Below are 19,384 nucleotides of genomic sequence, written 5' to 3'. Positions count from 1 at the left end.
AGACCTCCTGATTGCGCTTGCGTTCGTCCTTCGAACGCCCGGTCTGCACCCGGAAGCACCCCACCGCAGCTGGAGGGTTGCCGATCAGCAAGCCGGGGCCTTGACGCTGATGCTCTTGACCTGTTGCGCGATTCTAGCGGGCGGATGCGACCGTTTCGGAAGTGGGGCTTGCCACAGTCGGAGCCGCGCAGGTCCGCACGAATTCGTGATAGGCGGCGATCACGGCGTCGGCCATGCCGCGCGCGGACCCGAGGATCTGGTCGGAGACGACACCGGACTCGGTCGACGATTCGGCACCCGCGCGCATGATGGCGTGGAAGGTGCCGAGCAGCAAGCGAACTCGCACGTCATTGGTGGTGGTGCCGAGCCGCTCGGCCAGTACCTGCGCGGTTTGTTCGGTCTTGTTCTCGGCCGCGTCGAAGCTGCAGGCCCGCACCGGGGCCGAGGCGGCGATGATGCGCTGCATTTGCTGGAACCACCGGAAGGGCAGCGGTTCGTCACGTTCGATGACCCGGTCCACGACGGCCAGGAAGCTGTCCAGCAGTGCCTTCAGTTCGTTCCCGGTGTCGGGCTGTTCGCGCAGCGCCTCCGCGTGCGCCCGCGCCCAATCGGTGATCGGGGCGATGACGATGTCTTCCTTGCTGTCGAAATACCGGTTCACCGTGCGCGGCGAGACGTCGGCGGCATCGGCGATCTGCTCCACCGTGGTGCTGTCGAAGCCCTGCTCATCGCACAGTCGCAGGGCGATGTCGATGATGCGCGCGCGGGTCTGTTCCTTCTTGCGTTCGCGCAGCCCGGGGCGGTGACGCGAGATCACACCGGTGTGACTTGACAACTCGGACATGACTCCAGTCTACGGCCTTAACGGTCCGACCTGTCCCATTATGACAACTGTCGCAGTCAGACATTTTTCTCTTGACGCCAATTGTCGGTGTGGGCCAGTATGGTTGAAGCAGTCTTCGAACTCCCTAGGAGAGGCTCATGACCGTAGCGACGGACGCTCTCGGTGCAGACGAAAAAGCAAGTCCCGCAAAAGATTCCAGGCGTTGGTGGGCGCTGGGCGTGATCGCCATGGCGCAGCTGATGGTGGTCCTGGACGCCACGATCGTCACCATTGCCATGCCGTTCGCGCAGCAGGATCTGCACATCAGCGACGGCGACAAGCAGTGGATCTTCACCGCTTACACCCTGATCTTCGGTGGTCTGCTGCTGCTCGGCGGCCGGCTCGCCGACTACCTGGGCCGCCGGCGGATCCTCATGGTCGGCCTGGTCGGCTTCGCCGCGGCCTCCGCGCTCGCCGGTCTCGCGCAGAACGCGACCGAACTGTTCGCGGGCCGCGCGCTGCAGGGCGCGTTCGGCGCGCTGCTGGCACCGGCCGCCCTGTCACTCGTCTCGGTGACCTTCACCGAAGCCAAGGAACGCGCTCGCGCCTTCGGCGTGTTCGCCGGTGTGTCCGCGGCCGGTGCGGCGCTGGGTCTCATCGCCGGTGGCGCGCTGGTCGAATACGCGAACTGGCGCTGGTCGCTGCTGGTCAACACGCCGGTGGCACTACTGGCGCTGGTCGGCGCGTTCGCCTTCGTGATCAAGGACATCCCCGCGCCCCGTACCGGCGGTTACGACCTGCCCGGCGCGGTCACCGTCACCCTCGGCCTGATCTCCATCGTCTACGGCTTCAGCCGCGCGGCCTCCGACGGCTGGACGGCCTCGACCACGCTCGCGTTGTTCGTGGTGGGTGTGGCGCTGCTGGCCGCCTTCGTGGCCATCGAACGCCGGACCGCGAATCCGCTGCTGCCGCTGCGTATTCCGGGTGAGATCAACCGCGGCGGGTCGTATCTGATCGCGCTGCTGGTGCCGATCGCCATGTTCGCCATGTTCTTGAACCTGAGCTTCTACCTGCAGATCGTGGAGCACTACTCGGCGCTGAAGACGGGGGTGGCGTTCCTGCCCTTCCCGGCCGGCATCGTGGTGTCGGCGGGCATCGCCTCGGCGGTGCTGCCCAAGATCGGCCCGCGCCCGCTCATGCTGGCCGGTTCGGTGCTGGGCGCGGCGGGCCTGCTGTGGCTGTCGCGGCTGGAGTTCGGCCAGAGCTACGCCAGTGCGCTGCTGCCGGCCATGATCCTGATCGCGCTCGGCATGGGTTTCCTGTTCGTCTCGATGCAGACCACCGCGCTGCATCAGGTCGAGGCGGAGGACTCGGGCGTGGCCAGCGCCTTGCTGAATGCCGCGCAGCAGGTGGGCGGTTCCATCGGCACCGCATTGCTGACCACCATTTCGGTGCAGGTGGCCGAACGGTATGTGCGCAATAACGGGGCCATCGACCATGTGATGCAGCGGGCCGCGATCCATTCCTACGACATCGCGTTCCTGATCGGCGCGGGCTTCTTCCTGCTCTGCATTCCGATCGCGGCATTCATGGTCCGGGACAAGCCGGAGAACCTGCTCGAGGGCGACGAGCACGCCGTGGCGGTAGCCATCTGATCGGCCCGCCGGTGGCCGTCTGACCGGCGAAAAGAATATATTCGAGGGCCGCGCGACAGGGGTTGCCGCGGCCCTCGAATTTTCGCATGCTGGGAAGTGCGGAAAGTCACCCGTAAAGCTACTTATCGGTAACCGCACTGAATTCCCGCACAGCGGGGGCCGGGCGCGCGGTGAGATCGATAGCAGCAGTACGCTTGTCTTGCTTGACGCCACAGCGTACGTGGACTTGGCACCACAGGTCCCGTGCCGAGCGCCATGCGTATACGTTGTCTGTTGAACAGCTGGGGTCCGCTACAAGCGGTGCTCACCGGCCGTGCAATGGGAGCACCACCTTCCTAGGAGGACACGAAGATCCATGTCCAAGATCAAGGTTGAAGGGACTGTCGTCGAGCTCGATGGCGACGAGATGACTCGGATCATCTGGCAGTTCATCAAGGACAAGCTGATCAACCCGTATCTCGATGTGAACCTCGAGTACTACGACCTCGGCATCGAGTACCGCGACAAGACCGATGATCAGGTGACCATCGACGCCGCCAACGCCATCAAGAAGCACGGCGTGGGCGTGAAGTGCGCGACGATCACCCCCGACGAGGCGCGAGTCGAGGAATTCGGGCTGAAGAAGATGTGGCGGTCGCCGAACGGCACCATCCGCAACATCCTCGGCGGCACGATCTTCCGCGCGCCGATCATCATCTCGAACGTGCCGCGTCTGGTTCCGGGCTGGACCAAGCCGATCATCATCGGCCGCCACGCCTTCGGTGACCAGTACCGTGCCACCGATTTCAAGGTGCACCAGGCGGGCACGGTCACCCTGACCTTCACGCCCGAGGACGGCTCCGAGCCGATCCAGCACGAGGTCGTCCGCATGCCCGAAGAGGGCGGCGTGATCATGGGCATGTACAACTTCCAGGAGTCCATCCGGGACTTCGCGCGGGCCTCGCTGAACTACGGCCTGCAGCAGAACTACCCGGTGTACATGTCGACCAAGAACACCATCCTCAAGGCCTACGACGGCATGTTCAAGGACACCTTCCAGGAGGTGTACGAGACCGAGTTCAAGGACGAGTTCGACGCGGCCGGTCTCACCTATGAGCACCGCCTCATCGACGACATGGTCGCCTCCGCGCTCAAGTGGGAGGGCGGCTACGTCTGGGCCTGCAAGAACTACGACGGCGACGTGCAGTCCGACACCGTGGCGCAGGGCTTCGGCTCGCTGGGTCTGATGACCTCCGTGCTGCTCACCCCGGACGGCCGCACCTGTGAGGCCGAGGCGGCGCACGGCACCGTGACCCGCCACTACCGCCAGCACCAGGCGGGCAAGCCCACCTCCACCAACCCGATCGCCTCGATCTTCGCGTGGACGCGTGGCCTGGCCCACCGCGGCAAGCTGGACAACACGCCCGAGGTGATCGGCTTCGCGCAGACCCTCGAGGACGTGGTCATCAAGACGGTCGAGTCCGGTCAGATGACCAAGGACCTCGCCCTGCTGGTCGGCGGCGACCAGGGCTACCTGACCACCGAGGAGTTCCTCGGCGTGCTGGACGCCAACCTCGCGCGCGAGCTGCGCTAGCGAGGGCGCAAACCCACTCTTGGGATTCTCAGGGGCAAGCCCCTGAAACCCCAGGGCGGAGAGGAACTCCCGGGATTTCGAGGGAGGCTTCAAAGCCCGCAGGAGAAGGGTGCTCTCGGGATTCGAGGGCATGAAGTACTGAACGCGCCGTCAAACGTGAACAGCGCTTTGCGGTGATTGATGGGGGCCGGGACCACAGTCCCGGCCAGAACATCACACCGCGCCACAACGGGCACCTGCCCCCACCGGAACCGGTGGGTGGGCGGGTGCCCGAACTGTTTCCGGGGGGCAACTCGCGGGCCGGGGATGGATGCGGCGAGTCATGAAAATGTCATGGGTCCTCGGGTGGGATGGGTCGGGTGGGTGTGCCACGGTGGTCGGTGGTGCTCGACGCTGAAGGAGGACGGATGTCGGCAATTGGGGATGATCTGCGGCGCGTGGTGCGCGGGCCGGTCGTCGCGGCGGGAGAGGACGGGTTCGACGCGGCTCGGCGGGCCTGGAACCTGGCTGTGGAGCAGCGGGTTTCGGCGGTCGTCGAGGTCGCGGACACCGAGGACGCCGCGGCCGTGGTGCGGTATGCGGGGCGGGCCGGGCTGGCGGTGAGCACGCGGGCCACCGGGCACACGCCGACGGCGGCCGCGGATGGGACCGTGCTGGTGACGACCGGGGCGATGAACGGCGTCGAGATCGATCCCGAGGCCCGGCTCGCACGGGTGCAGGCCGGGGCGCGCTGGGGTGACGTCGTCACCGAATCGGCGCGGCACGGTCTGGTCGGGGCCGTGGGGAGTTCGCCGGTGGTCGGGGTGACCGGGTACACCCTCGGCGGTGGCGTGGGGTGGTTCGCGCGCAGCCACGGGCAGGCGGCCAACCTGGTGCGGGCGCTGGATGTGGTGACCGGGGACGGGAATCGGGTTCGGGTGAACGCGGATTCGGAGCCGGAGCTGTTCTGGGCGTTGCGCGGCGGCGGGGGTGACTATGCGCTGGTGACCGCGCTGGAATTCGAATTGTTCGACGCCGGTGCGCTTTTCGGCGGGCGTGTGCTGTGGCCCGCGGAACGGGCCGAGGCGGTGATGGCCGCGTTCCGCGAGGCGACGGCGGAGGCGGCCGAGGGATTGAGCATCTGGCTGACGCTCATCCAATTCCCGCCGTTCCCCACGGTTCCCGAGTTTCTGCGCGGGCAGTCCATGGTGGCCGTCGACGTTCTCGCCCAGGGCGACGTGACCGGCCCGCTGCGACGGTTCGACGAGATTCCGGGCGCGGTGCTCGATACCCGCCGCGGGCTGGATCCCACCGGGATCGGCGGCATCTGCATGGAGCCGGAGGATCCCAGCCCGGCCCGGGTGCGCGGTGAGCTGCTCACCGAATTCACCACCGCGGTAGGCGATTCCCTGCTCGCGACGGCAGCGCGGAACGGCTCGGTGTACCCGCTGGCCCTGGTGCAGGTGCGGCATCTCGGCGGTGCGCTGACCCGGCCGCCCGCGGATGCCGGTGTGGCGGGCGGCATTTCGGAGCCGTACCTGCTGTCCCTGCTCGGACCCGCGCCGTCGCCCCAGCATGCGGCGGCCGTGCTGGAGCGTCGCGCGGAGATCGCCACGGAGTTGTCCATCTACACGTCGGGCCGTAAGCCGTTCACCTATTTGGACTCCGGCGATACCCCGGCCGATGCCTTCGCACCGGCCACCTTGGATCGGCTGCGGGATATCAAGCGCCGCAACGATCCTCAGGAGATATTCCGAAGCAACTTCCCGGTGGCCGAGCCGCTGACCGAGCTGGATCGCGCTGTGCTCGACGCTCCGGCCTGATCCGCGGGATATTCCGGCCCGCACCGGCGTGAGCAGACTCACGGTCTCCTCGGGATGCGGGAATGCCCGGGGCCGTGTTGGGCTATTGCATGGCGAATTCCGCACCGGGCTTGGACGCGACCCTCGACGACCTCGAGGCGTCGGCGGCCGCCGTGCCGGACCGGCGCTGGCCGGTGGCCGCGATACTGGCCCTCGCCCTCGGCGGGTTCGGCATCGGCACCACCGAGTTCGTGACCATGGGCCTGCTGCCGGATATCGCGACGGCCATGAAGGTCTCCGAACCGACCGCCGGTCACATCGTCTCGGCCTACGCCCTGGGCGTGGTGGTCGGCGCGCCGGTGATCGCCGCGCTGTGCGCGCGAGTGCCGCGCAAGCGACTGCTGATGATCCTGATGGCGGCGTTCGCGCTCGGCAACGCGGCCAGCGTGGTCGCGCCCACGTTCGCGACGCTGACCGTGGCGCGCTTCGTCTCGGGTCTGCCGCACGGCGCGTACTTCGGCGTGGCCTCGCTGGCGGCGGCCTCGCTCGCCCCGGTGGGGCAGCGGGCCAAGGCGGTCGCGGCGGTTATGCTGGGCCTGAGCGCCGCCAATGTTGTCGGCGTTCCCGCAGCTACCTGGCTGGGCCAGAATCTCGGCTGGCGGGACGCCTTCATCGTGGTCGCCGTGATCGGGGCCGCCACCGTCGCGGCGATCGCCCGTTTCGTGCCGGAGCTGCACGGGGTCCGAATGACCGATCCCCGAACCGAATTGACCGCCCTGCGCCGCCCGCAGGTGCTGCTGACGCTGCTGGTCGGCGCGGTCGGCTTCGGCGGCATGTTCGCCGTCTACACCTACATCACCACCACCCTCACCGACGTCGCCGGACTGCAGGTCGGCCTGGTTCCGTTGGTGCTCATGCTCTTCGGCCTGGGCATGATCGCGGGCAATATCATCGGCGGCGTCCTCGCCGATCGCGGCGTCGACCGCGCGGTCTTCGCGTCGATGCTGTCCATGGTGGTGATCCTCGCCGGTTTCGTTGCGGCGGCGCACAACCCGTATACCGCCGCGATCGGCGCGTTCCTGGTGGGCGCGTCGGGCGCATCCCTGGCACCCGCCCTGCAAACCCGCCTGATGGACGTCGCCCACGACGCCCAGACCCTCGCCGCCGCCCTCAACCACGCGGCCCTCAATATCGCCAACGCCTCCGGCGCCTGGCTGGGCGGCCTGGTGATCGCCGCCGGCCTCGGCTACACCGCCCCCGCCGCGGTCGGCGCCGGCCTGGCGGTCCTCGGCGTCGCGCTCTTCGCGGTGACCGTCCTCGCCGCGCGGCACCGGCCGCAGGGCTAGTGGGCGGTACCGGACAGTCGTCGCGCCCGCCGGAGCAGGCCCGGGTCGTGTGCGTTGACCAGGATCAGATCGGGATCGGCGGTGCGCGCCAGTTCGGCGAGCCGGTGATGGTTGGCCTCAACCATTTTCCGGTCCCGCGCGACGAAGCGTTCCATGGCGGTCAGAGCCCTGGGCGTGGCGCCGGGGCCGCCGATCTGAGCGTGGTGGTAGAAGGCATCTCCGGCATGGAGGACCCAGCGGCCACCGGTATCGACGGCTATGGCGGCGTGTCCGCGTGAGTGCCCGGGCAGGTCGATCAGCATGAATCCCGGTGCCACATCGGTGAGTTCGATGGCCGCGGCGAATCCGCGCCAGGCGTCGCCCGCGCCGGGAGTGTGTTCGACGAATATCGGCTCGTGTGCGCGTTGGCCGGACAGGTACCTGCCCCGTTCGGCGAGCCCGTGCGGGTGGCGGGCCGCGGCGTGTTCGGCGGCGGTGAGATGCACTCGGGCCCAGGGGAAATCGGCCAGTCTGCCGGTGTGGTCGGCATCGAGGTGGGTGAGCACGATGTGGCGGACATCGCCGGGGTCGTAGCCGAGTCGCCGGACCTGGGTGATGGCGGCCTCGGCGGGGTCGAAGGCCGGGCGTACGTAGAACCGCGCGGGACCGAATCGGGCGGCGGGGTCCACGGCGTCCCGCAAGCCGAGTCCACTGTCGACCAGGACCAGACAGTCCGGGGTCTCGACCAGCAGGACATGGCAGACGAGCCCGCCGGGAGTGGCCCAGGGACGCATGGTTCCGCAGTTCAGATGGTGGATCTTCACCGGGTGAGCCGCGGATCCGGTCGGCCGCCGGTCATGGCGAGCGCCCCGGCGACGGCCCGTCCGAGGGTGAGCAGGTCGGCGGGGTTCTTCTTGTCCAGTCCGCCCAGGAGCTGGCGGAGGATGGTGAGCTGGTCGAAGTAGATGCGTTCGGTGATCAGGTTCTCGTCGGCGTCGAAGACGAAGTAGGCGGTCATCCGGGTGCGGTGGGCCGAGCCGGTGGGCGGGATCCTGCCGAGGGGTCCGCGGTGGGTTCCGGTCAGCCAGAACTCGACGATCACGGCGTCGTGCGCGTGCCGGATGGCGATGATCTCGTGATCCTGGTCGGGGAACGCGACTCGGGTGTCGTGGTAGTACCCGCGCACCTCGTCGTCTCCGTCGTGAACGGTCATCGAGGCGATGAGCTCGTAGTGCGGGTGCGGGAAGGTCGACAGCGTGGCGTCCCAGTCCTGGCGCACCTCGTCGTGGAAGTGGTCCAGGACAAGCGCTTCCCGGGCGCGGAGAACGTCTTCGGGCGGCAGGGTGAATCGGGACATGGACGGACTCCTTGATCCACGGCGTGGGTTTATTGCTCGAAGTTATACCCACGGTGTGGATTTATACAAGGGTGTCCGGCATGATGGGCCGTATGACCACGCCCATCCGTCGCGGCCGCCCGCCCAAAGGCGAAAGTCGGCTCTCCCGTGAGGCGATCGTGCGGGCCACCCTGCAAGCCATCGCCGCCGACGGCATCGCCGCGATCAGCATGCGCACTGTCGGCCGGGCGCTCGGAGTGGATGCCAAGAGTCTCTACAACCACGTCGACGGCAAGGACGGACTGCTCGATGCCGTCACCGAATATCTCTTGGGCGCAATCGATCTACCGGCTCGATCCGGTGACTTCCGAGCCGATCTGCTGGGCATCGCCCGGGCTTTCCGCGCCCGCGCCCTGGCCCATCCCGAGGTGGCCGCTCTCGTCCTGACACGTCAACTCGCCTCCTTCGAGGCCCTCGCCCCCATCGAGGCGGTGCTGACCATCCTGCGCGACGCCGGTTGCGCCCCAGCGGAATCCGTCCACCTCCTGCGCGCCTTCCTGGCCACCCTGATCGGTACCCTGCTGCGCGAGGTGAACGCCGGCCCGACCTACGGGACCGCCGATATCGACGCCATCGCCCACCGCCGCTCCGTCCTCGAATCCAGCGGACTCCCCGCGGTCGCCGCCGCCGCTCCCCACCTGGCCCGGTTCGACCGCGACACCGAATTCGACTTCGCCATGACCCTGGCCCTCGACGCGCTCACCGCGCGCCTGCAACGGCGGCCGGGGCCGCCACCGGCGACTGGTGGCGACCCCGGACTCGTGCGCGCCTAGTTGGCGAGCAGTCCCTTGGCGACGTGGGTCACCTGGATCTCGTTGCTGCCCGCGTAGATCATGAGCGACTTGGCGTCGCGGGCCAGCTGTTCCACGTGGTATTCGGACATGTAGCCGTTGCCGCCGAAGAGCTGGACGGCGTCCATGGCGACCTCGGTGGCGATCTCGGAGCAGTACAGCTTCATGGCCGACGCCTCGGCCAGGGTGGGCGGCTTGCCCGCGCGCGAGCGTTCCAGCGCGTTGAACACCATGTTCTGCACGTTGATCCGCGCCACCTCCATCTTGGCGAGCTTGAGCTGCACCAGCTGGAAGCGGCCGATCTCCTGACCCCACAGCTTGCGGGTCTTGGCGTAATCCACACAGAGCCGGTGGCATTCGTTGACGATGCCCAGCGCCATGAAGGCCACCCCGATGCGTTCGGCGGTGAAACTCGAACGGGCGCTTTCACGTCCGTCGCCGCCCTCGTGCTGTTCGGTCTCGCCGAGCAGCCGGTCGCGGCCCAATCGCACATTGTCGAAGAACAATTCGCCGGTGGGAGAGGCGTGCAGGCCCATCTTCTTGAACGGCTTGCCCTGGGTGAAGCCTTCCATGCCCTTGTCGAGCACGAAGGTCAGCACCTTGCGGTCGCGCTTGTCGACGCCGTCGCCCTCGTCGAGCTTGGCGTAGACGACCAGCGTGTCGGCATACGGGCCGTTGGTGATGAAGGTCTTCTGGCCGTTGAGGATGTAGTCCTCGCCGTCGCGGCGGACGTAGGTCTTCATCCCGCCGAAGGCGTCCGAGCCCGAATCCGGTTCGGTGATCGCCCATGCCGCGACCTTCTTCATGGTCACGATGTCGGCCAGCCAGCGTTCCTTCTGCGCCAGCGTGCCGCGCGAGAGGATGGTCGTGGCCCCGAGGCCGATGCTCACCCCCATGGCGGTGACCAGGCCCATGCACACCCCGGACAGTTCGCTGACCAGCACCGCCATCAGCGATTCCTGGCCGGAGAACGGGCCGCCGTCACCGGCGGACTTCGTCTTCTTCTCCGGCAGCGGCTCGCCCGCGGCGATGGCCTCCTCCCGCTTGCGTTGCCTGGCAAGCAGTTTGGCGACCGTCTCCGCGCCGAGCGCGTCGATGCCGAACTCGGTGAACAGCTTCCGGATGATCGGGTAGGGCAGCATCTCACCGCTGTCGAGGGCGTCCAGATGGGGGCGCACCTCCTTGTCGATGAAGCTCCGCACCGCGCCGCGGATCAGCTCGTCGGTCTCGGACCATTCGAACATCGTTGTCCGCCTTTCTGATTACGGCAGCCGGCCGGCGATATCGTCGATGGACCACGGGCCTTCGGTCTCGATGGTCTTCACGTCGTGCCACCCCGCCAGTTCGGAGATCGCGCCGCCCTGCACCGCGAACACCTTGCCGGTGATCGGGCACTTCTCCGTGGCAAGATACGCCACCAGCGGGGAGATATTGGCCGGACTGAAGGCATCGAACTCGCCTTCCTCCAGGCCGGCCTGCTGCGCGGCCATCATCTCGCCCATGCCCGGCGTGGCCAGGGTGAGCCGGGTGCGGGCGATGGGCGCGATGGCGTTCACGCGCACGCCGTAGCGGGCCAGCTCGTCGGCGGCCACCAGGGTGAGCGCGGCGATGGCGGCCTTGGCCGCGCCGTAATTCGCCTGTCCGGCATTGGGAACCGTGGTGCCCGAGGCCGACGCGGTATTGATCACCGCGGCCACCGGCTGATTCCCGGCCTTGGACTGGTCCTTCCAGTACGCGGCCGCGTGCCGCAGCACCGCCGCGTGCCCCTTGAGGTGCACGGCGATGACCGCGTCCCACTGGTTCTCGTCCATGCCCGCGATGAACGCGTCGCGCAGGATGCCCGCGTTGTTCACCACGACGTCGAGGCGTCCGAACTCCGAAACCGCCTGATCCACCAGGTTTTTCGCGCCCTGCCAGTCGGCCACGCTGTCGGTGTTCGCGATCGCCCGCCCCCCTGCGGCGATGATCTCGTTCACCACCTCGTGCGCGGGTCCGGTGTCCGTGCCCTCACCGGCATTGCTGCCGCCGAGGTCGTTGACCACGACCGCCGCGCCCTCCCGGGCGAACAGCAGCGCGTGCTCGCGGCCGATCCCCCGACCGGCCCCGGTGATAATGGCGACCCGTCCGTCGAGTGCACCCATGAATGTCTCCTAGTTGTCGGAAATTTCGGCGAGGCCGTCGCTCAGTACGGTGTCGTCACCGCGAACAGTGCGGAAGGCATAGGTGGTGACCCCGTCGGCGTTGCCGACCTTCCAGATCTGGGTCTCGAGGTCGTCGCCGGGGAACACCATCTTGGAGAAGCGCACCGCATACCGTTGCAGCCGAGCCACATCCGAGCCCGCCACCTGGCCGAGCACACCCCACGAGGACATCGCCATCGTGCACAGCCCGTGCGCGATGATGCCGGGCAGTCCGGCGTCCTTGGCGACCTGGTCGTCGAGGTGCAGCGGCACCGGGTCGCCCGAGGCGGGGGAGTACCGGTACGTCTGGTCGGCGTCGACGTGCGCGGACGCCGTCGCCAGCGGCTCCCGCTCCAGCAGCGCCGGATCGAACCGGTGCGCCGGGGCGCGGTCACCGACCTGCTCGCCCGCGTCGACATTGCGGAAGAACGCGGTCAGGTACTGCTCGTTGACGAGTTCACCGTCCTCGGAACGACATTCGATGAGGATGGTGATGGTCGAGCCGTTGTCCTTGCCCTCGTAGCCGATGGCCTTGGCCCGGGAGGCCAGCTTGTCGCCGGGCCGGATGGGCCGGTGGAAGTGGAAGTCCTGCTCCCCGTGGACGACCCGCCCGAAGATGTCCATCGGGGCCACGCCGATCACCGGCACCATCATGGCGTCGAAGACCGGCACGATGGCGAAGATCGGCGGTGCGACATTGCCTTTCACGTGCGCGGGGATGGGGTCGTTGGTGGCCGCCGCGTAGGCGGCGATGCGCTCGCGAGTGACCTCGAACGGTTCCTCGTCGGACCAGGTGCCCAATCCGGACTTGTCGAACTCGACTGCTGTCGAGGCCATGTCAGACCGCCGTGGCGAGAGCGTCGAGCGCGGCGAGAGTTTTGTCCAGTTGAGTGAGGCCATCCTTCTCCACCGCCTTACCCAGTGCCCCCTTGATCAGCGCACCCTCGAAATCGCCGGACACCGAGAACCTGCTGCCCTCGCCCTCGGCGAGGATGTCGAAGGAGAACTGCACCTTCACACCGGCCATGCCGGTGCCGCTGAGCACCAACCGGTTCGGAGTCTCGACGCTCTCGACCACCCACTCGATCTTGTTGGCCATGCCCAGCATCATGATCTTGGCGGTCAGCTTCGCGCCCGGTGCGAGCACGGCGGGCGGCTCCTCCATCCAGCGCTCGTGGATGGAGAACCACTTGTCCCAGGTCTGCGGGTCGGAGACGACCGCCCACAAGCCGTCAGGGGTCGCGTTGAGGTCTTTGGAAGCTTCGATGTGTCCCATTTGATTACCTCTTGTAATTCCCGCGATCCCGGCGTCGCCGGGATCGCGGATCGGGGTGGAAGGGGGAGGGTGGTCAGCGGTCGGCGCGCTGGTAGGCGGTCACGACGGCCGCGCCGCCGAGCCCGATGTTGTGCTGCAGGGCGGCGGTGACGTTGTCGACCTGCCGCTTGTCGGCGGTGCCGCGCAGCTGCCAGGTGAGCTCGCTGCACTGCGCCAAACCCGTTGCGCCCAAAGGGTGTCCCTTGGAGATGAGACCGCCGGAGGGGTTCACGACCCACTTGCCGCCGTAGGTGGTGGCGCCGGAGTCGATGAGGTGTCCCGCCTCGCCCTCCTTCGCCAGTCCGAGCGCCTCGTAGAGCAGCAGCTCGTTGGCGGAGAAGCAGTCGTGCAGCTCGATGACCTGGAAGTCCTCGGGGCCGAGTCCGGCCTGCGCGTACACCTTCTCCGCGGCTTGGACATTCATGTCGTAGCCGATGAGGTTCTTGGCGCTGCCGTCGAAGGTGGACTGGAAGTCGGTGGTCATGGCCTGGCCGACGATCTCCACCGCCTGCCTCGACAGGTCGTGGCGGTCCACGAACTCCTCGGAGGCGAGGACGACCGCGCCGGAGCCGTCGGAGGTGGGCGAGCACTGCAGCTTGGTGAGCGGGTCGTAGATCATGCGCGAGCCCAGGATGTCGTCGAGTGAATACTCGTCCTGGAACTGTGAATACGGGTTGTTCACCGAGTGCTTGTGGTTCTTGTACCCGATCTTGGCGAAGTGCTCGGCGGTGGTGCCGTACTTCTTCATGTGCTCGCGTCCGGCCGCGCCGAACATCCACGGGGCCACCGGGAACAGCACCTCGGAGATCTCCGCGAGCGCCATGATGTGGCGCGCCATGGGCTGTTCGCGGTCGTCCCAGGTGGAGCCGAGCGAGCCGGGCTGCATCTTCTCGAAACCCAGCGCCAGCGTGCAGTCGGCCAGCCCGCCCCGAATCGACTGTGCCGCAAGGTAGAGCGCGGTCGAGCCGGTCGAGCAGTTGTTGTTGACATTGACCACCGGGATGCCGGTCAAGCCGAGTTCGTAGACGGCGCGCTGGCCGGAGGTGGACTCACCGTAGACGTAGCCGACGTAAGCCTGCTCGATCTCGCGATAGTCGATCCCGGCATCAGCGAGGGCCTTGGTCCCCGATTCCCGGGCCATGTCCGGGTAGTCCCAGGCACTGCCGTCTTCGTTCTTGCGCCGCCCCGGCTTCTCGAACTTCGTCATGCCGACGCCGACGACAAAAACGCGGTTCGCGGAGCGACCCGATGCGGGGTGGGGGTGGGGCGACGGGTGGGCCTTGTTCGTCATCGAACTCCTCACATAGGGGTGCAGAAACAAACATACAAAGCTGTATGTAAGTCGGCAAGAGGGTGCGAGGAATCCCGGCAGGAGTTACAAGATCAAGAGGTCAGCTTGGTGCAGCGGCACATACAGCCGCGCCGGTATCAGTCGTTGACGTGGAGGTTCGGCATGCCCGCGTCGGCAGCCAGGCGTAGCTGCGCGGATGCTCGCAGCCAGCGGCGGTGGGCGCGCTCGGGGTCGGGAGAGATGAAGTTGGTCATCAGGATTCCGCGCAGGGTGTCCATGGCGGTGTACGCGAAGTCGCGAACATTCTTGCGGTACAGCTCGTTCGGCACCAGCTGCGCCACCGCGAGCAGGACCGCGTTGTTCACGAACGGCTCGACCTTCGCCACCTCGGCGGCCAGCGTCGTATCCGTCCGGCTGGCCACCCACAGCTCCAGGGCCGCGATGAACAGCGGGCCCTGATGCAGCTCCCAGAGGAATTCCAGCGCGGTGCCCAGCGGATCATCGCCCGCGCGTACGCGATTGAGCTCCTTCATGGCCGCCTCGGTGCGCCGCTGCGCCAGATGGCTCACCGCCGCCACCACCAGATCGGTCTTGGAGCCGAAATGGTGCACCTGCGCACCCCTGGTTACCCCCGCGCGCTCGGCGACCCGCGGCGTGGTGGTCCCGGCGTACCCGTACTCGACGAGGCATTCGATGGTGGCGTCCAGCAGTCGCGTGCGCGTCTCGCTGCTGCGCTGCTCCTGGGTGCGACGCGGCTGTTTCGAGACGGCTGGGCTGGTCATACCGGGATCTTACACTTACATACAACTGTGTATGTTCGCGCCCGGATTGCGGACCGGACCTCGGCCCGGTCGTCAATCGCGAAGTGGTTCGGGCTCGGATTCGCGGCCCGAAGAATGGACTCGGGGTTCGGCGCCTCCGGGAAAAGCGGCAGTGCGGGCCGAGGTGTACTCGGCTTGGACCTTGTAGTACCGGTCGTCGGGACCGTAGGCGGTGTAGAAGGTGAAGGCGCGCGAGCCGGTTCCCGCATAGGGTGCGCCGGAGACGAATCGGTCCAGCACCGGATCGAGATGCTTCGGGAAGGTCTCGGCATCGAAGCGTGCGGGCAGGCAGATGCGTCGCATCCGCGGCGAAGTCCAGGAGAAGGTGCGGTACAGGTTGAATGTCTGTGCGAGCAGCGCCAATTCGGTGTCGGTGGCCGCGACGAAGTCCAGATCCGCCAGCATCGTGCCGATCTCGGCGGCGGTGAGAGTGCCCGGGGTGAAGACCCGGGAGTAGAGATTCATGGTCCGGCTGGCGAAATCCAAGGCCATGATGCCGATCTGGCCGCCGTAGCGGTTCAGGTGTGCCGCATGGTCGCGCGCCGCCTGCGGAATACCGGGAAATTCGAGTACCCGATCCACCTCGAGGAGTTCCGGGAACATGAGCCAGATCTTCTCGACTCCGGTGGTGACCCCGACGTCGACGCCGTACAGCGCGGGCACGGCCGCGGGAACCTCGACCAGCAACTCCTCCATCGGATGCCCGGTGAACTCGAGCAGCCCGGACTTGCGCAGCGGCGTGACCGGATCGGCGCCCGGACCCGAATTCATCAACCGGACGTTCACCTGCCGCCGCGCCGGTGGATGCGTGGTCGTGCGGACCCCGAGTACCGAAGTGGTCCACAGCGGTTCGAGTTCCTCGAGCACCGGATCCACCACCGCCGGGTCGTACCCGACCTCGGCGAGACGCGCGAACTCGCGCAGGTCCCGCCGAATCCGATCGAGCGTCACCACGCCGGGCGTGTCCACGGTCAGGGCTTGCGGCCGAGGGCGGCCGAGATGAGCTGTTCCCACACGCTCAGCTCGTGGTGGTCGCCGCCGATGCGGGAGACGCCCTCGGCGGTGGGCTCGGGACGCCACAGGGAGCAGGGGACCAGGCCGGGTTCGAGGATCTCCAGATCGCCGAAGAGCGACAGGATTTCCTCGTCGGTGCGCCAGCGGCCGCGGCCGAAGGTGGATTGGAGCTTCGCCTCGGCGGTGCGGGTCTCCTCGTTGAAGCCGGAGCGGAAGTGTGAGATGTAGATCATGCTGCCGGAAGGGATCTGGTCGGCCCAGTAGCGGACCACCTGCTCGGGCTTCTCGTCATTGTTGAGGTGATGCAGGATGGCGCTGAAGATGACGGCCACCGGCCGGGTGAAGTCGATGAGGCGCTCGACCTCCGGGTGGTGGCGGATGGCCTCGGAATCGCGCAGATCGGCCTGGATCACCGTGGTGAACTCGTCGACCTCCAGCAGCGCGCGGCCGTGGGCCAGCACGATCGGGTCGTTGTCGACGTAGACGACGTGCGGGTTGGTGAGGTGGCGCTGCGCGACCTGGTGCACATTGTCGGCGGTGGGCAGGCCGCTGCCGATGTCGATGAACTGGTCGACGCCCGCGCGGGCGATCTCGCCGACGGCGCGGACGAGGCAATTGCGGTTGGCGAAGGCGATATCCACCGACCCCGGCAGGTCCTTGATGAAGAAGTCCCCGACCTCGCGGTCGACGGCGTAGTTGTCCTTGCCGCCCAGGAGATAGTCGTACACGCGGGCAATGCTCGGCTTCTCCGACTGCGATTGATCCGTCATCTTCTTTCCCCTGTCCGAGGGACTCCGTTGTGTCAGTAATCCTATGTAAGGGAACGTCTTCCGGCGCGCTGTTCGCGGTAACGCCCGGTATGCCGGGAACCGGGAGTGATTCGGAGCGGCGCGGGGATCCGGATGACCCGTCCGGTGTGCCGGATATTTGCCATTAGCGAGTCCGTGCGAGGATCCAGACATGACCTCGCTGGTGGATCTGCTCCCTTCCGAAGCGATCGATCTGCATGGTCACGCCGACGACTGGCGTGCGGCCCTTCGCGCCGCCGGTGATTTGCTGGTAGCTACGGGCGTGACCACTCCCGAGTACACCGCGGAGATGATCGGCAATGTCGAGGAGAACGGGCCCTACATTGTCATCGCTCCTGGATTCGCCTTCGCCCACGCCCGGCCGTCACCCGCGGTGAACCGGACGGGCATGTCGTGGGTGCGGCTCGACAAGCCGGTCGACTTCGGCAGCCCCAACGATCCCGTCGACCTGGTGGTCGGGCTGGCCGCCGCCGACTCGGGGGTGCACACCGACGCCATGGCCGCGCTCGCCAAGGTGCTGCTGGAGCCGGGCGCGGAGCAACTCCTGCGCACGGTGGAGACGCCGCGTCAGCTGCGGGCGCTGCTGCTGGACGAGGCGGCGATCGCGGGCGGTTCGACCGGAAAGGCCACCGCCGCAAAGGCCGTCGCCGCGCCCGCCGCCGGCAAGCCCCACTCCGGACCGATGAAGATCCTCACCGTCTGCGGCAACGGCGTCGGCACCAGCCTGTTCCTGAAGAGCACCCTGGAGTCGGTGCTCGACCGCTGGCACTGGACGCCCTACCTCACCGTCGAGGCCACCGACACCATCTCCGCCAAGGGCAAGGCGTCCGAGGCGGTGGCCGTGCTCACCTCCGGGGAGATCGCCAAAACCCTTGGCGACCTGGGTATTCCGGTTCGAGTGATCGAAAACTTCACCAGCGCCGCCGAAGTCGATCGGGCGATGCGCGAACTCTTCGACGTCTAGGAAGGCGCGCAGATGAATGTCGTTCTGGCCATCGCCCAATTCGTCGTCAACGAAATCCTCAGCCAGCCCGCCTATCTGATCGGCATCATCACCGCCGTCGGCCTGATCGCGCTGCGCAAGCCGGCGGGGCAGGTGGCGGGCAGCGCCATCAAGGCGACCCTCGGCTTCCTGCTCATCGGCGCGGGCGCGGGCCTGGTGGTGGAATCGCTGAAACCGCTGGGCACCATGATCCAGGGCGCGCTCGGCGCGCACGGCGTCATCCCCACCAACGAGGCCATCGTGGCCATCGCACAGCAGGAATACGGCGCGCGGGTGACCTGGCTGATGATCCTCGGCTTCGGAATCAGCCTGGTGCTGGCCAGGTTCACGCCGCTGCGCTACGTCTTCCTGACCGGGCACCACATGCTGTTCATGGCCACCCTGCTGACCATGGTGCTGGCGGTGGCGGGGCTGTCCACACCGGTCGTCGTGGTCGCGGGCGGCATCCTGCTGGGCATCGTCATGGTGTCGTTCCCGGCGCTGGCGCAGTCTTGGACGCGGCGGGTGACCGGCGGCGACGAGGTGGCCATCGGGCATTTCGGCACCGCGGGCTATATCGCGGCGGGCGCGACCGGTCAGCTGGTCGGCAAGCGCAGCCGCAGCACCGAGGAGATGGATCTGCCGGAAGGGCTGCGCTTCCTGCGGGATTCGATGGTGGCGACCGCGCTGTCGATGGTGCTGCTGTACCTGGCGCTGGCGCTGGCCTACCTGGCGCGGGTCGGGCAGGACACGGCCTTCCGGGCCTTCGACGGCGGCGCCACCAATATCGGCAACTATCTGATGAAAGGCGTCGGACAGGGCCTCGCGTTCGGAATCGCCGTGGCCGTCATCCTCTTCGGTGTCCGCACCATCCTCGGCGAGCTGGTGCCCGCGTTCCAGGGCATCGCGGAAAAGGTTGTGCCGGGTGCGATTCCGGCGCTGGACGCCCCGATCGTCTTCCCCTACGCCCAGAACGCCGTGCTGCTCGGCTTCCTCAGCAGCTTCGTCGGCGGACTCGTCAGCCTGGGCCTGCTGAGCTGGATCTTCGACCCGATCTTCGGCTGGGCGCTGGTGCTGCCGGGCCTGGTGCCGCACTTCTTCACCGGCGGCGCGGCGGGCGTGTACGGCAATGCCACCGGCGGCCGTCGCGGCGCGGTGCTCGGCGCGTTCGTCAACGGCTGCCTCATCACCTTCCTGCCCGCGATCCTGCTGCAGGTGCTGGGGCCCTTCGGCTCGGAGAACACCACCTTCGGCGACGCCGACTTCGGCTGGTTCGGCACGGCCATCGGCACCGCGGCCAAGCTCGGCGGCTGGGGCGCGGTCGTCGCCTCGCTGGCCATCGGCGTGGTGATCCTGTCGATCGCGATCCTGGTGCAGACCAAAGTCGTTGCCGCCGGCTGGGATCCGGGCGCGGCCCGCGACCGCGCCCTCGGCATCACCCGCACCGAGGCGGTCACCGAAGCCGCGGCGCGCCCGGACACGAGGGAATTCCCCAAGATTCCGGTCCCGTCCGGAGCCCCTACCCCGCCGCCTCCGCTCACCTGAGGCTTTCCATGGGAGAAGAGGGAGCGTTGTTCACACGCCCCTGTTCGCCTCAGGGGTTTCGGGGGCTAGCCCCTGAGAGCTAC

General features: G+C 67.6%; 18 protein-coding genes and 1 riboswitch. Of the genes, 7 read left to right on the top strand and 11 right to left on the bottom strand.

Features of this window, described 5'->3' with window-relative positions; translation table 11 throughout:
• Nucleotides 1-8: 8 nt before the first annotated feature.
• Nucleotides 9-121: riboswitch (SAM riboswitch) on the bottom strand.
• Between the two features lie 12 nt (nucleotides 122-133).
• Nucleotides 134-844 (bottom strand): TetR/AcrR family transcriptional regulator, encoded by a 711-nt coding sequence (locus tag GPX89_RS16405; RefSeq protein ID WP_157388447.1) that lies wholly within the window; start codon nucleotides 842-844, stop codon nucleotides 134-136.
• A gap of 137 nt (nucleotides 845-981) precedes the next feature.
• On the opposite strand from GPX89_RS16405, the gene GPX89_RS16400 reads away from it, so the two are divergent.
• From GPX89_RS16400 to GPX89_RS16385, 4 genes are all read left to right on the top strand, one after another.
• Nucleotides 982-2,478 (top strand): MFS transporter, encoded by a 1,497-nt coding sequence (locus GPX89_RS16400; protein WP_157388446.1) that lies wholly within the window; start codon nucleotides 982-984, stop codon nucleotides 2,476-2,478.
• Between the two features lie 355 nt (nucleotides 2,479-2,833).
• A complete protein-coding gene (locus tag GPX89_RS16395) occupies nucleotides 2,834-4,051 on the top strand; it encodes an NADP-dependent isocitrate dehydrogenase (protein ID WP_157388445.1) in 1,218 nt (405 codons plus the stop codon).
• 407 nt (nucleotides 4,052-4,458) lie between these two features.
• The gene (locus GPX89_RS16390; protein WP_157388444.1) at nucleotides 4,459-5,853 is read left to right on the top strand and encodes an FAD-binding oxidoreductase; all 1,395 of its coding nucleotides are present in this window, start codon (nucleotides 4,459-4,461) and stop codon (nucleotides 5,851-5,853) included.
• Between the two features lie 110 nt (nucleotides 5,854-5,963).
• The gene (locus tag GPX89_RS16385) at nucleotides 5,964-7,178 is read left to right on the top strand and encodes an MFS transporter (RefSeq protein ID WP_407939419.1); all 1,215 of its coding nucleotides are present in this window, start codon (nucleotides 5,964-5,966) and stop codon (nucleotides 7,176-7,178) included.
• Here the strand turns inward: GPX89_RS16385 and GPX89_RS16380 are convergent.
• Both GPX89_RS16380 and GPX89_RS16375 read right to left on the bottom strand, forming a co-directional pair.
• Entirely contained in the window at nucleotides 7,175-7,981 is an 807-nt protein-coding gene (locus GPX89_RS16380) for an MBL fold metallo-hydrolase (protein WP_328601903.1), read from the bottom strand. The genes GPX89_RS16385 and GPX89_RS16380 overlap by 4 nt on opposite strands.
• Complete coding sequence (locus tag GPX89_RS16375) at nucleotides 7,978-8,514, bottom strand: ester cyclase (protein WP_157388442.1); 537 nt, start codon at nucleotides 8,512-8,514, stop codon at nucleotides 7,978-7,980. The genes GPX89_RS16380 and GPX89_RS16375 overlap by 4 nt, the downstream gene beginning before the upstream one ends.
• Before the next feature lie 92 nt (nucleotides 8,515-8,606).
• Between GPX89_RS16375 and GPX89_RS16370 the strand changes: the two genes are divergently transcribed.
• On the top strand, nucleotides 8,607-9,326 hold the full coding sequence (locus tag GPX89_RS16370; protein ID WP_157388441.1) for a TetR/AcrR family transcriptional regulator: 720 nt from the start codon (nucleotides 8,607-8,609) through the stop codon (nucleotides 9,324-9,326).
• Here GPX89_RS16370 and GPX89_RS16365 read toward each other — a convergent pair.
• From GPX89_RS16365 to GPX89_RS16330, 8 genes are all read right to left on the bottom strand, one after another.
• On the bottom strand, nucleotides 9,323-10,588 hold the full coding sequence (locus GPX89_RS16365; RefSeq protein ID WP_157388440.1) for an acyl-CoA dehydrogenase family protein: 1,266 nt from the start codon (nucleotides 10,586-10,588) through the stop codon (nucleotides 9,323-9,325). The two genes, GPX89_RS16370 and GPX89_RS16365, sit on opposite strands and share 4 nt — an antisense overlap.
• An 18-nt stretch (nucleotides 10,589-10,606) precedes the next feature.
• Nucleotides 10,607-11,485: an SDR family oxidoreductase gene (locus tag GPX89_RS16360; protein WP_157388439.1), complete on the bottom strand. Its 879-nt coding sequence runs from the start codon at nucleotides 11,483-11,485 to the stop codon at nucleotides 10,607-10,609.
• A 9-nt stretch (nucleotides 11,486-11,494) separates the two neighbouring features.
• Nucleotides 11,495-12,361, bottom strand: coding sequence for a MaoC/PaaZ C-terminal domain-containing protein (locus tag GPX89_RS16355; RefSeq protein WP_157388438.1), 867 nt, complete (start codon nucleotides 12,359-12,361; stop codon nucleotides 11,495-11,497).
• Between the two features lies 1 nt (nucleotide 12,362).
• On the bottom strand, nucleotides 12,363-12,800 hold the full coding sequence (locus GPX89_RS16350) for a type II toxin-antitoxin system Rv0910 family toxin (RefSeq protein WP_157388437.1): 438 nt from the start codon (nucleotides 12,798-12,800) through the stop codon (nucleotides 12,363-12,365).
• A gap of 73 nt (nucleotides 12,801-12,873) precedes the next feature.
• The gene (locus tag GPX89_RS16345) at nucleotides 12,874-14,130 is read right to left on the bottom strand and encodes a lipid-transfer protein (protein ID WP_157388436.1); all 1,257 of its coding nucleotides are present in this window, start codon (nucleotides 14,128-14,130) and stop codon (nucleotides 12,874-12,876) included.
• A gap of 137 nt (nucleotides 14,131-14,267) precedes the next feature.
• Complete coding sequence (locus tag GPX89_RS16340; protein ID WP_157388435.1) at nucleotides 14,268-14,912, bottom strand: TetR/AcrR family transcriptional regulator; 645 nt, start codon at nucleotides 14,910-14,912, stop codon at nucleotides 14,268-14,270.
• 72 nt (nucleotides 14,913-14,984) lie between these two features.
• The gene (locus tag GPX89_RS16335; protein ID WP_157388434.1) at nucleotides 14,985-15,965 is read right to left on the bottom strand and encodes an aromatic prenyltransferase; all 981 of its coding nucleotides are present in this window, start codon (nucleotides 15,963-15,965) and stop codon (nucleotides 14,985-14,987) included.
• A complete protein-coding gene (locus GPX89_RS16330; protein WP_157388433.1) occupies nucleotides 15,923-16,735 on the bottom strand; it encodes an SAM-dependent methyltransferase in 813 nt (270 codons plus the stop codon). The genes GPX89_RS16335 and GPX89_RS16330 overlap by 43 nt, the downstream gene beginning before the upstream one ends.
• A 190-nt stretch (nucleotides 16,736-16,925) precedes the next feature.
• Here GPX89_RS16330 and GPX89_RS16325 point away from each other — a divergent pair, with 190 nt between their 5' ends.
• Nucleotides 16,926-17,738 carry a PTS sugar transporter subunit IIA gene (locus GPX89_RS16325; RefSeq protein ID WP_157388432.1) on the top strand — a complete coding sequence of 271 codons (813 nt, stop codon included), beginning with the start codon at nucleotides 16,926-16,928 and terminating at the stop codon, nucleotides 17,736-17,738.
• Nucleotides 17,739-17,750: 12 nt separating this feature from the next.
• Entirely contained in the window at nucleotides 17,751-19,301 is a 1,551-nt protein-coding gene (locus GPX89_RS16320; RefSeq protein ID WP_157388431.1) for a PTS ascorbate transporter subunit IIC, read from the top strand.
• Nucleotides 19,302-19,384: the final 83 nt, after the last annotated feature.

The sequence above is a fragment of the Nocardia terrae genome, assembly GCF_009760405.1.
GTDB classification, from domain to species: domain Bacteria; phylum Actinomycetota; class Actinomycetes; order Mycobacteriales; family Mycobacteriaceae; genus Nocardia; species Nocardia terrae.
This window is presented reverse-complemented; position numbering and strand designations above follow the sequence as displayed.